General features: G+C 73.1%; 14 protein-coding genes and 1 pseudogene. 6 read left to right on the top strand and 9 right to left on the bottom strand.

The annotated features are described in order from the left end of the window. Window positions 1–33: 33 nt before the first annotated feature. Window positions 34–1,362, bottom strand: coding sequence for a helix-turn-helix domain-containing protein (locus ABZ823_RS26230; protein WP_361665159.1), 1,329 nt, complete (start codon window positions 1,360–1,362; stop codon window positions 34–36). Between the two features lie 224 nt (window positions 1,363–1,586). On the opposite strand from ABZ823_RS26230, the gene ABZ823_RS26235 reads away from it, so the two are divergent. After that, on the top strand, window positions 1,587–2,330 hold the full coding sequence (locus tag ABZ823_RS26235) for a DUF4232 domain-containing protein (RefSeq protein WP_361665161.1): 744 nt from the start codon (window positions 1,587–1,589) through the stop codon (window positions 2,328–2,330). Here ABZ823_RS26235 and ABZ823_RS26240 read toward each other — a convergent pair. After that, window positions 2,320–2,730 (bottom strand): annotated as a pseudogene (locus tag ABZ823_RS26240) (ATP-binding protein). The gene ABZ823_RS26235 and the pseudogene ABZ823_RS26240 overlap by 11 nt on opposite strands. 174 nt (window positions 2,731–2,904) lie before the next feature. Between ABZ823_RS26240 and ABZ823_RS26245 the strand changes: the two are divergent. Next, window positions 2,905–3,786: a DUF4253 domain-containing protein gene (locus ABZ823_RS26245; protein ID WP_361665164.1), complete on the top strand. Its 882-nt coding sequence runs from the start codon at window positions 2,905–2,907 to the stop codon at window positions 3,784–3,786. A 10-nt stretch (window positions 3,787–3,796) separates the two neighbouring features. Here ABZ823_RS26245 and ABZ823_RS26250 read toward each other — a convergent pair whose 3' ends face one another. Next, window positions 3,797–5,002, bottom strand: coding sequence for a PLP-dependent aminotransferase family protein (locus ABZ823_RS26250; protein WP_361665167.1), 1,206 nt, complete (start codon window positions 5,000–5,002; stop codon window positions 3,797–3,799). Between the two features lie 162 nt (window positions 5,003–5,164). Here ABZ823_RS26250 and ABZ823_RS26255 point away from each other — a divergent pair, with 162 nt between their 5' ends. The 3 genes from ABZ823_RS26255 (at window position 5,165) to ABZ823_RS26265 (ending at window position 8,108) form a co-directional block, all read left to right on the top strand. After that, window positions 5,165–6,097: an aminoglycoside phosphotransferase family protein gene (locus ABZ823_RS26255; protein ID WP_361665170.1), complete on the top strand. Its 933-nt coding sequence runs from the start codon at window positions 5,165–5,167 to the stop codon at window positions 6,095–6,097. Window positions 6,098–6,321: 224 nt separating this feature from the next. After that, complete coding sequence (locus tag ABZ823_RS26260; protein WP_361665174.1) at window positions 6,322–6,879, top strand: DUF4232 domain-containing protein; 558 nt, start codon at window positions 6,322–6,324, stop codon at window positions 6,877–6,879. A 50-nt stretch (window positions 6,880–6,929) separates the two neighbouring features. Further along, entirely contained in the window at window positions 6,930–8,108 is a 1,179-nt protein-coding gene (locus ABZ823_RS26265; protein WP_361665177.1) for an amidase, read from the top strand. Here ABZ823_RS26265 and hemB read toward each other — a convergent pair. The 6 genes from hemB to ABZ823_RS26295 form a co-directional block, all read right to left on the bottom strand. After that, window positions 8,105–9,097 (bottom strand): porphobilinogen synthase, encoded by a 993-nt coding sequence (gene hemB / locus ABZ823_RS26270; protein WP_361665180.1) that lies wholly within the window; start codon window positions 9,095–9,097, stop codon window positions 8,105–8,107. The two genes, ABZ823_RS26265 and hemB, sit on opposite strands and share 4 nt — an antisense overlap. Before the next feature lie 126 nt (window positions 9,098–9,223). Beyond that, window positions 9,224–10,927: a uroporphyrinogen-III synthase gene (locus ABZ823_RS26275; RefSeq protein ID WP_361665183.1), complete on the bottom strand. Its 1,704-nt coding sequence runs from the start codon at window positions 10,925–10,927 to the stop codon at window positions 9,224–9,226. Further along, window positions 10,924–11,931: a hydroxymethylbilane synthase gene (gene hemC, locus ABZ823_RS26280; RefSeq protein ID WP_361665186.1), complete on the bottom strand. Its 1,008-nt coding sequence runs from the start codon at window positions 11,929–11,931 to the stop codon at window positions 10,924–10,926. The genes ABZ823_RS26275 and hemC overlap by 4 nt, the downstream gene beginning before the upstream one ends. Further along, complete coding sequence (locus ABZ823_RS26285; protein ID WP_361665189.1) at window positions 11,928–13,700, bottom strand: glutamyl-tRNA reductase; 1,773 nt, start codon at window positions 13,698–13,700, stop codon at window positions 11,928–11,930. The genes hemC and ABZ823_RS26285 overlap by 4 nt, the downstream gene beginning before the upstream one ends. Continuing rightward, window positions 13,697–14,464 carry a redox-sensing transcriptional repressor Rex gene (locus tag ABZ823_RS26290; protein WP_361665192.1) on the bottom strand — a complete coding sequence of 256 codons (768 nt, stop codon included), beginning with the start codon at window positions 14,462–14,464 and terminating at the stop codon, window positions 13,697–13,699. Before ABZ823_RS26290 ends, ABZ823_RS26285 begins: the two co-directional genes overlap by 4 nt. A gap of 284 nt (window positions 14,465–14,748) precedes the next feature. Continuing rightward, window positions 14,749–15,048 carry a glutaredoxin family protein gene (locus ABZ823_RS26295; RefSeq protein ID WP_361665195.1) on the bottom strand — a complete coding sequence of 100 codons (300 nt, stop codon included), beginning with the start codon at window positions 15,046–15,048 and terminating at the stop codon, window positions 14,749–14,751. A gap of 237 nt (window positions 15,049–15,285) precedes the next feature. On the opposite strand from ABZ823_RS26295, the gene ABZ823_RS26300 reads away from it, so the two are divergent. Continuing rightward, window positions 15,286–16,212 (top strand): HAD-IB family hydrolase, encoded by a 927-nt coding sequence (locus ABZ823_RS26300; RefSeq protein ID WP_361665198.1) that lies wholly within the window; start codon window positions 15,286–15,288, stop codon window positions 16,210–16,212.

The raw sequence follows: 16,212 nt of genomic DNA on the forward strand, positions 1-16,212 counted from the left end.
CGTCTGCGGGCCGCCCACGACGGCACCGCCCGGTCAGCCGTCCTCGCGGGCGTACCACTCCGAGCCGCCGAGCGGGAAGTCGTAACCGGGCCGCCCCGTGTTCCCGCTCGTCCGGAACGGCTTGCCGTGGTCGTCGATCCGGACGGTGCCGTGCCGTGAGCCGCTGGACCACTCCAGCTCCAGGTACCAGCGCACATCGTGCCCGGCGGTGCGGGCCCGGACACGGAAGACCTCCGGGTCGGACTCGCTGACCTTGAACGGGAAGTCGCCCTGCCCCTGGGAGGGCACCACCGACGGACGGCCCTTGTCCAGGTCGACGCCGAACGCGTACGTCTCCACGCCACCCCCGCAGCCCACGCCCATGGCGTAGTCGCTCCAGGCCAAGGGCGCGTCCGAGGAGACCGTCCGGACCCTGAGGTCCTCCAGGACCACGGTCGACGCGCCGGTGCCCTGCACCGTCAGCACGAGGTACTGCTCCCCGGACGACACCGCGCTGAGCGCCGACACCCAGCCCGGCGCGTCCTGTTCGGTGGGCGGCGGCGGTACCCGCTGCGGCGACCGGTCGATCAGATAGTGCTGGCTGCACGGGTCTTCCCAGGCGTACGGGCGGGCGTTGACCGTCAGCGGTACGGCCGGGACCGTGTCACCGGGGGCGGCCGGACCGGTCGCGGGACGGCTGGGACGGCCGCTCGGGGCCAGGGACCCCGCGCCCGCGCCGGGGCTCCGCTTGCCCTCGGCCTCCTTGCCCGTGCCCTTGCCGGACCGCGACGGCGAGGGGGGCGTCGGCTCCGACGTGGCGCCCCCGTCCGCGGTGCGCTGCCGGTCCACGGCCGACGACGCTCCCGTGGGGCTTTTGGCGTCGTCCGCACCGAGGCCGAAGGAGGGCGTCCAGGCGAGCGCGGCGGCGCCCAGCACCACCAGCGCGCCGACCGAGGCGAGCACCGCGGAGCGCATGCGCCGACGGGAGCCGGGACGCACCGGAGCCCCCGGCCCCGCAGGGGCGGCGGGCGCGGCAGGACCCGCGGACGCGCCCTCCCTGCCGGGCCCGGGCACCCGATCCGCACCCGCGTCCGGCTCGGCCGCACGCGCGTCCCGTACCGCGGTCGCCTTGCTCTTCCTCTCCCGCGCCGCGTCGGCCAGCACCCACCGGCGGTGCAGCTCGACCAGCTCCTCGGGCGACGCCTTGCAGAGCCGGGCCAGCCGCTCCACGGGCGCGTAATCCGTCGGAACGACGTCCCCGTTGCAGTACCGGTGCAGCGTCGACGTACTCATGTGGAGCCGCTTGGCCAGCAGCCCGTAGCTCAGCCCGGACCGCTCCTTCAGCTCCCTCAGCAGCCGGCCGAACGCCTCTGCCGCATCCACCCCCGACACCATTCCTCCGCTCCCCCGTGTCCCGGACGGCGTCCCAGAGACACCTCGTTCTCCCAGCTCAGAGCCGCCAGGGGCGTTCCAGCGTCCCTGATGGTCCGCCGATCGTGGCGGCTGGGACACATCGCCCCGCAGGCTCCATGCCATCCAAGCACGCCGCTCCCGCCGACCGGCCGGGCGGCCCGCACCAACCCGACGCACGAACGAGGTATCCAGCCATGCGCACTGTCCGCAGCGACCGCTCCCGCACCGGGCTGCTCGCCACCACCACCGTCGCGCTCGCGGCGCTGGCCCTGACGGCCTGCCAGAGCGGCACCGGCACACAGGACGAGGGCAAGGCGTCCGCGCCGACCGCGTCGTCCCCCGCCCAGAGCCCCGTCGCCCAGAGCACCGGGACCCCCAACACCGGCACGGGCTCCGGATCGCCGGCCGCGAAGGGCTCGGACGCGGCCTCCCACACGGGCACCGGGAACGGCAAAGGCTCCACGGGCCGCGCCTCCGGCTCCGGTACGGGCCGCGGGACGACGACCGGCACCCCCGTCCTCTGCAACGGCGCCAACACCCATGTCACCGCCCAGGAGGTGTCCCGGCCCCTCGACCACATGCTGATCACCGTCAGGAACACCGGCTCCCGGCCGTGCGACCTGACGTACTACCCCTTCCTGCAGTTCGACGAGATGCAGTGGGCGCCGGGGGCGTTCGAGGAGAGCCGCCCGCAGGCCGTGATCACGCTCGCTCCCGGCCAGTCCGGCTACGCGGGCGTGCGCCTCTCCGCCGCCGACGGCAGCGGCCAGAACGGAACCACGGGCCACAAGTTGAGCGTCATCTTCCAGGGACGCACCCCGCGCAGCGACGCAGGCCCCACGGCCACCGTGAAGCTGCCTGCGGAGGGCGTGCACTACGACAGCAAGCTGACCGCGACGTACTGGCAGTCCAGCGCGGCCGACGCCCTCACCTGGTGAGGTCCCCGGGTGGTGCGGGAGCGAACTCGCACCACACCACCTTGCCGAGCTCGCGCTCGCCGACACCCCACTTGTCGGCGAGCGCGGCGACCAGCAGCAGCCCGCGCCCGCCCTCGTCGGCCTCCTCGGCGATGTGCGGGACGCCGGGGCCGCTGTCGTGCACCTCCAGTCGCAGTACGGCGCCGTCGTACCGCAGGAACACGCGGAAGTGGCGGCCGGGCGGCACGCCGTGCACCAGCGCGTTGGTCGCCGGGCTCGCTCACGCACAGCAGCACGTCGCCGCTGCGCTCGGCTTCGGCGAGGCCCCAGCCCGTCAGGGTCTCGCGAGCGAACTGCCGTGCGCTGGGACGGACCGGCGCTCGCGCCGGAAGAACCTCTCGCGCAGGGGCGGGAGTTGAATCGTTTCGTTTACGGGACAAGCGTTGCGAAGGGTGACTGCGGTGGATCACCGAGTGAGCCCGTAGAGTTTTTTTGTACGGGTTCGTTCGGGGCCGCGTACGGGCAGCTGGTCCGCGTTCACCGAGTACGCGGCCCGCTAGGGGCGTTGTCAGTGGCTGCCCCTACAGTCACTGACATGGCGACACTTCCCAATCCGCTGCCCCGGTTGGCGGCAGACCCGAGCGGGCGCGGGCTCGGGCTTGAACTCCCCCCGGGGAGACTGATCGACGCGACGGGCGAGGGCCCGTGGCACGAGCCGCTGCTGTGGCATGCCGGGCGCCCGGCGTCCTCCGGCAACTGGGCGCGGCTGGGCGCTCCCGGCGCGCGGGTCGGACTCCTCCCCGTGCTCCTCGACATCGGCGGCGAGCAGGGCGGGCCCGGGGAGTGGGAGTTGCTGCCGGGGCAGATGTCGTACCCCGGCGATCACGACGCCGAGGAGGTGCTGGCCGCGCTCTGGGAGGAGTACGCGGCGCACGCGCCCGGCGTCGACGACGACTACCCGGGCAAGGAGAGGGTCGTCGAGATCTTCGGTGAGCCCGCGTCGTACGACGAGACCGTCGCGCCGTTCGGTGCCGAGTGGCCCGGCCTCGCCGCCGCTCCCCGGCTGGAGGCCGACCCGGACGCGCGCGCCGCCGAGGTCGCCGATTCGCTCCTGGACGAGGGCTCCTGGTTCAAGGAGCCGTGCCTCGCCCTGGTCCCGGCCCGCCGGTCCGCCGACATCCCGGCGGCGATCGGCTGGTCCGGGCCGCTGAACTACGAGGACGACGTGGCGCGCCTCGGATCGGTGCTCCGCTCCTGGGAGGACCGCTTCGGGATACGGGTCGTCGCGCTCACCTACGACCGGCTGGTCCTGTCGGTCGCGGCGCCGCCCGCCACCCCGGCGGAGGCCGAGGCGGTGGCCGCGGAGCACTTCGCGTTCTGCCCGGACAACATCACGCAGGGACACCACGAGACGCTGTCCGAGTACGCGGGGCACGAGGTCCTGGGCCAGCGGGTGTGGTCCTTCTGGTGGGACTGAGCCGGCTTCCCTACCGCAGCCCCTTGCCCAGCCGCCGCAGCCCCTCCGCGATCTCCTCGGGGGTGTGCGTGACGAAGCACAGCCGCATCGTCGACGTCTCGGGTGCGCCCGCGTAGAAGGGCGCGCCGGGGACGTACGCGACCTCCCGCTCCACCACACGGGGCAGCAGCGCCGTGGTGTCGTAGGCGTCGGGGAGCCTGGCCCAGAGGAACATGCCGCCCTCGGGGTGGTTCCACGCAGAGCCCTCGGGGAGGGCGTCCGGGAGACCGGCGAGCAGGGCGTCCCGGCGCTCGCGGTAGGCGGCGGCGACCTTCGACACATGCGCGTCGAGGTCCCGGTCGGCCAGATAGCGGGCGGCGGCGAGCTGGTTGACGGTCGGGGTGTGGAGGTCGGCGGCCTGTTTGGCGACCGCGCAGGCCCGCCGCAGCGCGGCCGGCGCCCGCAGCCAGCCGAGCCGGAGGCCGGGAGCCATCACCTTGGAGAAGGAGCCGAGGAGCACGGTGCGGTCACGGGCGTCGTCGTGGGAGGCGATCCACGGCACCCGCTCGCCCTCGAAACGAAGTTCGCCGTAGGGGTCGTCCTCGACGATCCACAATCCGCGCCGGGCCGCGACGCCCGCGATCGCCGCGCGGCGGCCGGCCGGGAGGGTGCGCCCGGTGGGGTTGTGGAAGGTGGGGACCGTGTAGAGCAGCTTGGGGCGCTCCCGCACCACCATCTCCTCAAGGGCGTCCGGGTCGATGCCGTCCGCGTCGCCGGGCACGGGGAGGATCCGGGCGCCCGCGAAGCCGAACACCTGGAGCGCCGCGAGATAGCAGGGATTCTCGACGAGGACGGTGTCGCCGGGCTCCAGCAGGGCGGTCGCGAGCAGCGACAACGCCTGTTGCGAGCCGGTGGTGACCAGCAGGTCGTCCGGGCCGGTCGCCAGGCCGCGCGCGGTGGTGCGGTCGGCGAGCGCGGCCCGCAGCGCGGGCTCCCCCTCGGTCGTCGCGTACTGGAGCGCCCGCTGCGGCACCTCGGCCAGCACGGCGTGGAACGCAGCGGCGACGCCCTCGGCGTCGAGGAGCCCGGGAGCCGGAAGTCCGCCCGCGAAGTTGACGACTTCGGGCCGGGCGGTGACGGCGAGGATGTCCCGCACGGGTGAACCGCCGGTCGCGGCGACCCGGGCGGCGAACGGGGGCGGTGGCAGACTGCTGGTGCGGCTGTCGGCGGAGGTCACGGCGGCGGCTCCTTCTGAGTGCGGGCGCGCGGGGGACGTGGGAACACGGTGGACGCGCCACTCGAAAACACCTCGTTCGCGCACCTTAGGGTTATCACTGCCCTCTACATCAATTCCGTTTCGCCCTGCGGACGGCCCCCGGCGGGCCCTAGCATGCGGCGCATGCTGCCCACCGTGGACACGTACAAGGAGCTGCAGGCGATCGTCTCGGACGAGACGGTGCTGCGTCCGGCGGCCCTGGACCTGTGCAACCAAATGGGCCTCGTGGGGCTCGCGTTGCGGCGCTTCGACGACGGATCACTGCCGGTGTACGCGCTCGGCGGGGACATGGTGCTGAAGCTGTATCCGCGGTTCGGGACGGCCGAGGCGATACGTGAGGCGCGGGTGTTGAGCCATCTGTGGGGCCAACTGCCCTTGCCGACCCCCCGGTTGATCGCCACCGACGAGTATGTGAACGGCTGGCGGTTCGTACTGATGTCACGGCTGCCCGGGCGGAGTGTCGCCGAGGCGTGGCCGATGCTCACGGCGGCCGAACAGGACCGGATCGTAACGGAGTCGGCCCAGACGCTGGCCGCGCTGCACGCGATGGCCTGGAAGCCGCTGACGGACGTCGTGGGCCCCTCGGACTGGTCCTCGTTCCTGCGCCGCCGGCGCGCGGGCACGCTGGAGCAGCACCGCCGCAGCGGTGTGACCGAGCCCTGGCTGAGCCGTATCCCCGAATTCCTGGACTCGGTGCCCCTGCCGACATCGACCGAACAGGCGCTGCTGCACACGGAGTTCATGCGCGAGCACCTGACCATCGATATGCGGGGCGGCCGCCGTCTGACCGGTCTGTTCGACTTCGAACCGGCCATGATCGGCGACCCGGCGTACGACTTCGCGGGCGTCGGCCTGTTCGTCACCCGGGCCGACGCTCGCCAACTGCGCCGCTTCTACGAGGCCTATGGGCGCGCCCCGCACGACCCGGACCAGCTGCTCGCCTACGCGCTGCTGCACGTGTACAGCGATCTGCCCTTCTATCTGCGCGAACTGCCGGTGCCGCCCGAGCCCCGCCTCGACGCGCTCGCCGAGCTCTGGTTCGGCACGAAGGGCTGACGGGCGACCGGGAGTCCTTCGTCCGCGTCCCGCGCGGGCTTCCCAAGGGACGGCGTTTCCCCAGGTCAACCGCTGCCCCGCGGTCCCGGCGTCCCAAAAACGGCCAGGAGTGTGGCGCCTTGGGCGGCCCACCGCCCAAGCTGTGGTCAGCGAGGCGTCCGCTCCCGCGACCGGTCGAGCGGTGGCGCGCCACCCCCAGCTCGTCCACGTCGAAGGGCCGTCCCATGTCCGCTCGTAGCGTCCGTCTGCTCGCCCTCATCGCGGTCGCGCTCGCCGCGCTGGCGCTCACGGCCTGCCGGAACGGCGAGGGCGTACGGGACGAAGGCCCCTCGACGGCGTCCTCCGTGTCCCCCGGGCAGACCTCAGGCCCCGACAGGGCGGCCCCCTGCTCCGGCAGCCGCACCAGGACGACGGCGACCGAGGTGTCCCGGCCCGTCGACCACCTGCTTCTGCGGCTGACCAACACGGGCACCGCGAACTGCGCCCTCACCGGCTACCCGGTGGCCCGCTTCGGCGAGGCACCCGCCTCCGCGCGTCCCGCCCCGGAGACGAGGCCGCGCTCCCCCCTCACCCTCTCCCCGGGCGAGTCGGCCTACGCGGGCGTACTCCTGTCATCGGCGGACGGCAGCGCCGCACATCCCCGCACGGCACGGACCCTCACCCTGACCCTGCCCACCGGGCCCGCCGCCCACCCCGCACTCCCGTCGAACGGCGTCCACGTCGACGACGGCCTGACGGTGACGTACTGGCTCTCCAGCGGCGAGGCGGCCCTGATGTACTGAACCGCGCGGCGGGGCCCGCGGGAGGAGAGGGGAAGACGCTGACCACGAAGGTGCTCGGGGAGTACACCCGGCTGTCCGCCCGGCGGATCGCCGCCCGTGTGCTGTCCGGGGAGGTGTCGGCACGGGAGACGACACGCTCGGCCCTCGCGCACATCGTCCGCTGCGACGACCCCCTACGGGCCTTCACCGAACTGTGGCCCGAGCAGGCGGTGGCCCATGCCGCCGAGGTCGACCGCCGCGTCCGGGCGGGCGAGCGGCTTCCGCTGGCCGGAGTCCCCCTCGCCGTCAAGGCCACCGAGGGACTCGACGCCCACCAGACGAGGCGTCTGCTGGCCGCCGGCTGCGTGCCCGTCGGCGCCACCGCCACACCGGGCCGGGGTACCGCCTGGCGGACCTGGGGCCACACCGAGCGCGGCCCCACGCTGAACCCGCACCATCCACGCTGGAGCCCCGGCGGCTCCTCGGCCGGCTCGGCCGCCGCCGTGGCTTGCGGGATGGTGCCCCTGGCCACCGGAAGCGACGGCGCCGGATCGGTGCGCGTCCCGGCGGCCTGGTGCGGGGTCATCGGCCTGAAGCCCACCAACGGCCTCGTTCCGGCCCGTGACCGCGCCGGGCTGAACGTGTCCGGCCCACTCGCCCGCACCGCCGGGGACGCAGCCGCCTACCTCGACGCCCTCGCCGGCACCGCGACGCTGCCCGGCCTCGCGCCTCCCCGACGGCCGCTGCGGACGGCTTGGTCGCCCACGCTGGGCTTCGCCGGCACGGCCCCACGGATCGCGGACACCGCCCGCGCCTTCCTGAACGACCTGGCCGACGCGGACGCCGTCGCTCCGAGCGATGTTCCGCTCCCCCTGCCCGACCCCGGACCCTGCTGGGCCGCCTTGCGCGGCGGTGGGAAGAACGGCAAGGACGCAGCGGACGCGAGGACCACGGCAACCGCCCTGCGGCACGCACTCGACGGCCTCTTCGCCTCGTACGACCTCCTCGCCACGCCGACGACCCCCAACCCCCCGCACGGCCACCAGGGCCCCGGAGCAGCCATGAGCGTCGCGCTGACGTGGGCCTTCAACATCACGGGTCACCCCGCCATCAGCGTCCCGGCAGGACGTACCGAGGCGGGCGAGCCGGTCGGCCTCCAGCTGATCGCCCGGCCGCGCCGGGAAGCCGACCTCCTGGCCGTCGCCCTGTGCGCCGAAGCGATCCCGCCACGGCCGGCGCGTACGGTCTAGCGCAGCTTCCGGGCGACCTCGGTGGCCCAGTACGTGAGGATGCTGCGGGCACCGGCCCGCTTGATGCCGGTCAGCGTCTCCAGGATCGCGCGGTCCCGGTCGATCCAGCCCTTCTCGGCGGCGGCCTCGATCATCGAGTACTCGCCGGAGATCTGGTACGCGGCCACGGGCACGTCGACCGCGTCCGCGACCTTCGCCAGGATGTCGAGGTAGGGCCCGGCGGGCTTGACCATCACCATGTCGGCGCCCTCCTCCAGGTCCAGGGCGAGTTCCCGCAGGGAGTCCCGCCAGTTCGCGGGATCCTGCTGGTAGGTCTTCCGGTCGCCCTGCAACGACGACCCGACCGCCTCCCGGAACGGCCCGTAGAAGGCGGAGGCGTACTTGGCGGTGTAGGCGAGGATTGCGACGTCCTCCCGGCCGATCTGGTCGAGGGCGTCCCGGACGACCCCGATCTGACCGTCCATCATGCCGCTGGGCCCCACCACGTGGGCGCCGGCGTCGGCCTGGACCTGTGCCATCTCGGCGTACCGCTCCAGGGTGGCGTCGTTGTCGACCCGGCCCTTCGCGTCGAGCACACCGCAGTGCCCGTGGTCGGTGAACTCGTCCAGGCACAGATCGGACATGACGAGCAGTTCGTCCCCGACCTCGGCCCGCACATCCCGCAGGGCGACCTGAAGAATCCCGTCCGGATCGGTCCCCGCGGTCCCCAGCGCGTCCTTCTTCGACTCCTCCGGCACGCCGAAGAGCATGATCCCGGAGATCCCGGCCTCCGCCGCCTCCGCCGCCGCCTTCTTCAGGCTGTCCCGGGTGTGCTGCACGACACCGGGCATGGCCGTGATCGGCACGGGCTCGCCGACGCCCTCCCGCACGAACGCGGGAAGGATGAAGTCGGCGGGGTGCAGCCGTGTCTCGGCGACCATGCGCCGCATGACAGGCGTCGTCCGCAGCCGACGGGGACGGGTACCGGGGAAGGATCCGTACTTCGTCATGACTTCTACGCTACGCCTGCCTCATGACCCCTTTTGCCGACGCCGCGTCGGCCCGGCCGGGGCGTTGGAGCGTTCCCGGCCGAGCCCCTGAGGACGCTGCCCGCCTCAGGGGGTCCCCGACACCCTTCAGGTGGTACGGCGGCGGCGGGCGCCCGGCCGCCGCTCGCTGGGCCGCGTCACCGGATCCCCGGCCTCGAGCGCGGCGGCGCGGCGCTTGAGGCCGAAGTCCGCCAGGGCCTCCGCCAGCTTGTGGACCGACGGCTCCGGGGCCATCACATCCACCCGCAGCCCGTGCTCCTCCGCCGTCTTCGCGGTGGCGGGGCCGATGCACGCGATCACCGTCACGTTGTGCGGCTTGCCCGCGATGCCCACCAGGTTCCGGACCGTCGAGGACGACGTGAACAGGACCGCGTCGAAGCCGCCGCCCTTGATCGCCTCGCGGGTCTCGGCCGGCGGCGGCGAGGCCCGGACCGTCCGGTACGCCGTGACGTCGTCGACCTCCCAGCCCAGCTCGATCAGGCCCGCCACCAGGGTCTCCGTGGCGATGTCGGCGCGCGGGAGGAACACCCGGTCGATCGGGTCGAAGACCGGGTCGTACGGCGGCCAGTCCTCCAGAAGACCGGCGGCGGACTGCTCCCCGCTCGGCACCAGGTCCGGCTTCACACCGAAGGCGACCAGCGCCTTCGCCGTCTGCTCGCCCACCGCGGCCACCTTGATGCCCGCGAAGGCCCGCGCGTCGAGGCCGTACTCCTCGAACTTCTCCCGGACCGCCTTCACCGCGTTGACCGACGTGAACGCGATCCACTCGTAACGGCCCGTCACCAGGCCCTTGACCGCCCGCTCCATCTGCTGGGGCGTGCGCGGCGGCTCGACGGCGATCGTCGGCACCTCGTGCGGCACGGCCCCGTACGAGCGCAGTTGGTCGGAGAGCGAGGCCGCCTGCTCCTTCGTCCGCGGGACGAGCACCTTCCAGCCGAACAGCGGCTTGTTCTCGAACCAGGACAGCTGGTCGCGCTGGGCGGCGGCGGAACGCTCACCGACCACGGCTATGACCGGCCGCCCGCCCTCGGGGGACGGCAGGACCTTCGCCTGCTTCAGCGTCTGCGCGATCGAGCCGAGCGTCGCCGTCCAGGTGCGCTGCCTCGTCGTCGTACCGGCGACGGTCACCGTCAGAGGGGTGTCCGGCTTGCGGCCCGCGGCCACCAGCTCCCCGGCGGCCGCCGCCACCGAGTCCAGCGTCGTGGAGACCACGACGGTGCCGTCGGACGCGCCGACCTCGGTCCAGCAGCGGTCCGAGGCGGTCCGCGCGTCCACGAACCGTACGTCCGCGCCCTGCGCGTCCCGCAGCGGCACACCCGCGTACGCGGGCACACCCACGGCGGTCGCGATACCGGGCACGACCTCGAACGGAACGCCCGCGGCGGCGCACACCAGCATCTCCTCGGCCGCGTACGCGTCGAGACCGGGGTCCCCGGTCACCGCACGGACGACCCGCTTGCCGCCCCGCGCAGCCTCCATGACAAGATGTGCGGTATCCCTCAACGCAGGGACATCAGCGGCTGTTGACTCGCCGTCAGCGACCGCTGGGTGAGGCGCGCCCGTGCCCGGATACGCACCCGCGGAGGGGTCCGGACCCGTGTCCAGGACCGCGACGCCCGCTCTGGCGTGCGTGCGCACCACGTCGAGCACCTCGTGCTCGCCGACGAGGACGTCCGCGTTCGCCAGCGCCTCCACGGCGCGCAGTGTGAGAAGTCCCGGATCCCCGGGTCCGGCACCCAGGAAGGTGACGTGCCCGTGGTCAAGGCCGGCGGGAAGGGTGGTGGGGCTCAATGTGCTCGCTCCCCCATCAGACCGGCCGCGCCCTTGGCAAGCATCTCGGCTGCGAGTTCGCGACCGAGCGCCATTGCCTGGTCGTGCGTCTCGGGCACGGGACCGGTGGTGGACAGCTGCACCAGCGTGTGGCCGTCGGCCGTGCCGACGACGCCGCGCAGGCGCATTTCCTTGACAATCTGCCCGTCGGCCTGGGGGTCCCCCCGCTCGAGCGGAGCCGAGAGTGGGGGAAGGTCGGCCAGCGCGCCCACAGGGGCACTGCAGCCGGCCTCCAGGGCGGCGAGCAGGGACCGCTCGGCGGTCACGGCGGCCCGGGTGAAGGGGTCGTCGAGCTGCGCGAGCACGGCGATCAGGTCCGCGTTGTCCGCGGTGCACTCGATCGCCAGGGCCCCCTGGCCGGGGGCGGGCAAAACCGTGTCGACCGACAGGAAGTCGGTCACTTCGTCGATCCGGCCGATGCGGTTCAGCCCGGCCGCCGCGAGAACCACGGCGTCCAGCTCACCGCCCCGGACGTATCCGATCCGGGTGTCGACGTTGCCCCGGATCGGGACCGTCTCGATGTCGAGGCCGTGGCTGCGCGCATACGCGTTCAGCTGTGCCATACGGCGCGGGGCACCGGTGCCTATGCGGGCGCCGCGGGGCAGGTCGGCGAACTTCAGGGCGTCCCGCGCCACGATCACGTCCCGTGGGTCCTCGCGCTCGGGCACGGCGGCCAGCACCAGGTCCTCGGGCTGCGCGGTCGGCAGGTCCTTCAGCGAGTGCACCGCGAAGTCGACCTCGCCGCGCAGCAGCGCGTCGCGCAGCGCCGTCACGAACACACCGGTGCCGCCGATCTGGGCGAGGTGCTCACGCGAGACATCGCCGTACGTCGTGATCTCCACGAGTTCCACGGGCCGTCCCGTCACGCGACGCACGGCGTCCGCGACCAGCCCGGACTGGGCCATGGCCAGCTTGCTGCGTCTGGTCCCGAGCCTCAGCGTCCCTTGTTGACGTGGCTCACTCATGCTCGCCCTCGGTTCTCGGTGTTCTCGGCGTCCTCGGCCCGGGAGACGGAGGCGACCGTCTCGGGGTCCAGGTCGAACAGGGTGCGCAGCGCGTCCGCGTACCCGGCGCCGCCGGGCTCGGCGGCCAGCTCCTTGACCCGTACGGTCGGCGCGTGCAGCAGCTTGTCGACGACACGCCGCACGGTCTGTGTGATCTCCGCCCGGTGCTTGTCGTCCAGCCCCGGCAGCCGCCCCTCCAGGCGCGCGATCTCGTTCGCGACCACGTCGGCGGCCATGGAGCGCAGCGCCACCACGGTCGGCGTGATGTGCGCGGCGCGCTGGGCGGCGCCGAACGCGGCGACCTCGTCGGAGACGATCCCCCGCACCTGGTCGACGTCGGCCGCCATGGGCGCGTCCGCGGACGCCTCCGCGAGGGACTCGATGTCGACGAGCCGCACGCCGGGCAGCCGGTGCACGGCGGCGTCGACATCCCTCGGCATCGCCAGGTCGAGGAGCGAGAGGACGGGCTCGGGGCGGGGGGCCGGCACGACCACCTCGGGGCGGCGGCGCTCGGGGATACGGCCGACGGTGGCCACGGTCGCGGCGAGCGCCGTGATGACCTCGGTCTCGGCCTCGGGGTCCAGTACGACACCGCCGGCCGGGCGGACGGTGCGCTCCTCGGCGCCCTTGTCCACCCACGCCGCGTGCTGCTCCAGCTCGGCGGCGCCCATCCCGGCCACGGCCGCCTCTCCGAGCACGGAGAAGCCGGCGGTGGCCTGCACGGCAGGCAAATCCAGCGGGCAGCCGTCGTCCCCGGCGCCGGGGCCGGTGGGCACGAGACCGTCGCGCACGGCGGCCGGACCGCCGGTACGAGGGGACTCGGCGCCGCCCGTGCGGCGGGACTCGGAGCTCGCGGGCTTGGGGAGCGGCGGAGCCAAGGGGCCCTCCACGCGTCCCTCGAGGGCCTGGGCGACCGCCTGGGCCGTCAGCACCAGGCCGGTCGCGCCGGTGCAGGACACCGCGACGTCGGCACGTGTCAGCTCGCCCGGAACCGACTCCATCGGCACCGCACGGGCCACCACGTCGGTGTCCTCCGCCTCCGTCAGGATCCGCGCGAGGCGCTCGGCGCGCTCCAGGGTGCGGTTGGCGATGACGACCTCGGCGACCCCGGCGCGCGCGAGGGTCGCGGCGGCCAGCGAGGACATGGACCCGGCGCCGATCACCAGGGCGCGCTTGCCCGCGGCCCAGGTCCCGACCGGCGTACCGGCCGCCAGCTGCTCCAGGCCGAAGGTCACCAGCGACTGCCCGGCCCGGTCGATGCCCGTCTCGGAGTGGGCGCGCTTGCCGACCCGCAGCGACTGCTGGAACAGGTCGTTCAGCAGCCGTCCGGCCGTGTGCAGCTCCTGCGAGGTGGCCAGGGAGTCCTTGATCTGGCCGAGGATCTGGCCCTCGCCGACGACCATCGAGTCCAGACCGCAGGCCACCGAGAACAGGTGGTGGACGGCCCGGTCCTCGTAGTGCACGTAGAGGTAGGGGGTCAGCTCGTCCAGGCCGACCCCGCTGTGCTGGGCGAGGAGGGTGGACAGCTCGGCGACGCCCGCGTGGAACTTGTCCACGTCGGCGTACAGCTCGATGCGGTTGCAGGTGGCGAGCACCGCGGCCTCGGCGGCCGGCTCGGCGGCGACCGTGTCCTGGAGCAGCTTGGACTGGGCGTCCGCGGTCAGCGCGGCCCGCTCCAGGACGCTGACCGGAGCGCTGCGGTGGCTCAGCCCGACGACGAGGAGACTCATGCCGGCATCACGGCGGGGATGTCCCCGTCAGGCCCCTGGTCGGCGGACCCCTTGGTCGTGGCCGCGGCCGGCAGGCCCTCGGCCATGGCCTCCATGGCTTCCTCGCCGGCCTTGCGCTGCTCGTGGAAGGCGAGGATCTGGAGCTCGATGGAGAGGTCCACCTTGCGCACGTCGACGCCGTCCGGGACGGACAGCACGGTCGGCGCGAAGTTCAGGATGGAGGTCACGCCCGCGCCCACGAGCCGGTCGCAGACCTGCTGGGCGGCGCCCGCGGGGGTGGCGATGACGCCGATGGAGACCCCGTTGTCCTGGATGATCTTCTCCAGGTCGTCGGTGTGCTGGACCGGGATGCCGGCGACGGGCTTCCCGGCCATCGCCGGGTCGGCGTCGATGAGCGCGGCGACCCGGAAGCCCCGGGACGCGAACCCGCCGTAGTTGGCCAGCGCCGCGCCGAGGTTACCGATACCGACGATCACAACCGGCCAGTCCTGCGTCAGGCCCAGCTCACGGGAGATCTGGTACACGAGATACTCGACGTCGTAGCCCACACCCCGGGTGCCGTAGGAGCCGAGGTAGGAGAAGTCCTTGCGCAGCTTCGCGGAGTTGACTCCCGCGGCGGCGGCCAGCTCCTCGGAGGAGACGGTGGGTACCGAGCGCTCCGACAGTGCGGTCAGGGCTCGGAGGTACAGCGGAAGCCGGGCGACGGTGGCCTCGGGAATTCCTCGGCTGCGGGTCGCCGGTCGGTGAGTTCGGCCAGTTGCCACGGTGCTCCTGCGGGTAGAGCGGGGCTGCAGGCGGTCACACGTCCCCAGACCGCCCCGTCGAATGCAGGCTATGTCTTTGTGAACGCGTGCACAAAGATGGTGTCCGATTTGTCCGGCCAACGTGACCGGGGTCACGCGCCTCCGGCGCGCCGGCAGGGAACCGGCGCACGGACACCGCCGTTCCTTTTCTCCTGGGGGCAAAGTCGCCCACTCTCCTCGACATTCCACGCCCCCGAGACCGATCGCCGTCGATCCTATGTGACTCTCCGGGCCATTTGGACTGCTCAGTCAGTCGTGGTGAGGGCCTTGCGCAGACGCTCCTCGTTCACCCGCCAGAACGTGTGCTGAGCGCCGTCGACCAGCACGACCGGGATCTGCTCCCAGTACCGGCGGTGCAGCTCCGCGTCCTCGGTGATGTCCTTCTGCTCCCAGGGCACCGCGAGTTCGCCGCAGACCTTCTCGACGACGGCCTGCGCGTCGTCACACAGATGGCAGCCCGGCTTGCGGATGAGGGTGACGAGGCGGTCCTGCGGATCGCGGCCCTGGGCGTTCTTCCGCCGAAAGATGGGACTCATGTCGGCCATTTTCTCCCCGGAAGGCGCCGCCGCGAGCCGACGGCCGCAAGAGCCCCGAACCAAATCGGAGTCCGATCAGCTCGCGGCGGGCGCCCATTTCGTTCGGAGCTCCGAGTGCGGCCCCCGGCCTGCGGCCCCCTCGCCACGCCGGGCGGCCCACTTCTTTAACGGCGCGGTCGCGGAGAGTTCACAGCCTTCCAACCTCTCGACTCCGGAACCACCGAACAAACTGGCTATGCTCGCGTCATGGCCGCTCTCGGATGGCTCACTCCCCGTAGGCGCTCCGCCACGGCGCGGAGCGTGTTGGCAGGCGAGGCCTCGGCGGAGGCAGCGCGCAAGTCCTCGCAGGACGCCGTCGTCCAGGACGTCCCCACGCAGGAACCGGAATTCCCGGTCCTCGGGGATGAGAAGGCCGCGGCGTTCTTCGACCTGGACAACACGGTGATGCAGGGCGCCGCGCTGTTCCACTTCGGACGGGGCCTGTACAAGCGGAAGTTCTTCGAGACGCGCGACCTGGCGAAGTTCGCCTGGCAGCAGGCGTGGTTCCGGCTGGCCGGGGTGGAGGATCCCGAGCACATGCAGGACGCCCGCGACTCGGCACTGTCGATCGTGAAGGGCCACCGTGTCTCCGAGCTGATGTCGATCGGCGAGGAGATCTACGACGAGTACATGGCCGAGCGGATCTGGCCGGGTACGCGGGCGCTGGCGCAGGCGCACCTGGACGCGGGGCAGAAGGTCTGGCTGGTCACGGCGGCACCGGTGGAGATCGCCACGGTGATCGCCCGCAGGCTGGGCCTGACCGGCGCGCTGGGCACGGTGGCGGAGTCCATCGACGGCGTCTACACGGGCCGTCTGGTGGGCGAGCCCCTGCACGGCCCGGCCAAGGCGGAGGCGGTCCGCGCACTGGCGGCGGCGGAGGGCCTGGACCTGTCCCGCTGCGCGGCGTACAGCGACTCCCACAACGACATCCCGATGCTGTCGCTGGTGGGTCACCCCTACGCGATCAACCCGGACACGAAGCTCCGCAAGCACGCCCGCGCCCAGGACTGGCGCCTGCGTGACTACCGCACGGCCCGCAAGGCCGCCAAGGTCGGCCTCCCGGCGGCGGCCGGCGTGGGCGCGGTGGCGGGCGGCACGGCAGCGGCCATCGCGCTGCACCGCCGCCGCCGCTGA

It is taken from the genome of Streptomyces sp. NPDC047079, from assembly GCF_040643755.1.
Lineage (GTDB): Bacteria > Actinomycetota > Actinomycetes > Streptomycetales > Streptomycetaceae > Streptomyces.

Excerpts from the sequence above, each read along its gene's own strand:
- ABZ823_RS26260 (WP_361665174.1), top strand. The coding sequence starts at position 6,322 with ATGTCCGCTCGTAGCGTCCGTCTGCTCGCCCTCATCGCGGTCGCGCTC.
- hemB (WP_361665180.1), bottom strand. The coding sequence starts at position 9,097 with ATGACGAAGTACGGATCCTTCCCCGGTACCCGTCCCCGTCGGCTGCGG.
- ABZ823_RS26245 (WP_361665164.1), top strand. The coding sequence starts at position 2,905 with ATGGCGACACTTCCCAATCCGCTGCCCCGGTTGGCGGCAGACCCGAGC.
- ABZ823_RS26235 (WP_361665161.1), top strand. The coding sequence starts at position 1,587 with ATGCGCACTGTCCGCAGCGACCGCTCCCGCACCGGGCTGCTCGCCACC.
- ABZ823_RS26300 (WP_361665198.1), top strand. The coding sequence starts at position 15,286 with ATGGCCGCTCTCGGATGGCTCACTCCCCGTAGGCGCTCCGCCACGGCG.
- ABZ823_RS26255 (WP_361665170.1), top strand. The coding sequence starts at position 5,165 with ATGCTGCCCACCGTGGACACGTACAAGGAGCTGCAGGCGATCGTCTCG.
- ABZ823_RS26285 (WP_361665189.1), bottom strand. The coding sequence starts at position 13,700 with ATGAGTCTCCTCGTCGTCGGGCTGAGCCACCGCAGCGCTCCGGTCAGC.
- hemC (WP_361665186.1), bottom strand. The coding sequence starts at position 11,931 with ATGAGTGAGCCACGTCAACAAGGGACGCTGAGGCTCGGGACCAGACGC.
- ABZ823_RS26295 (WP_361665195.1), bottom strand. The coding sequence starts at position 15,048 with ATGGCCGACATGAGTCCCATCTTTCGGCGGAAGAACGCCCAGGGCCGC.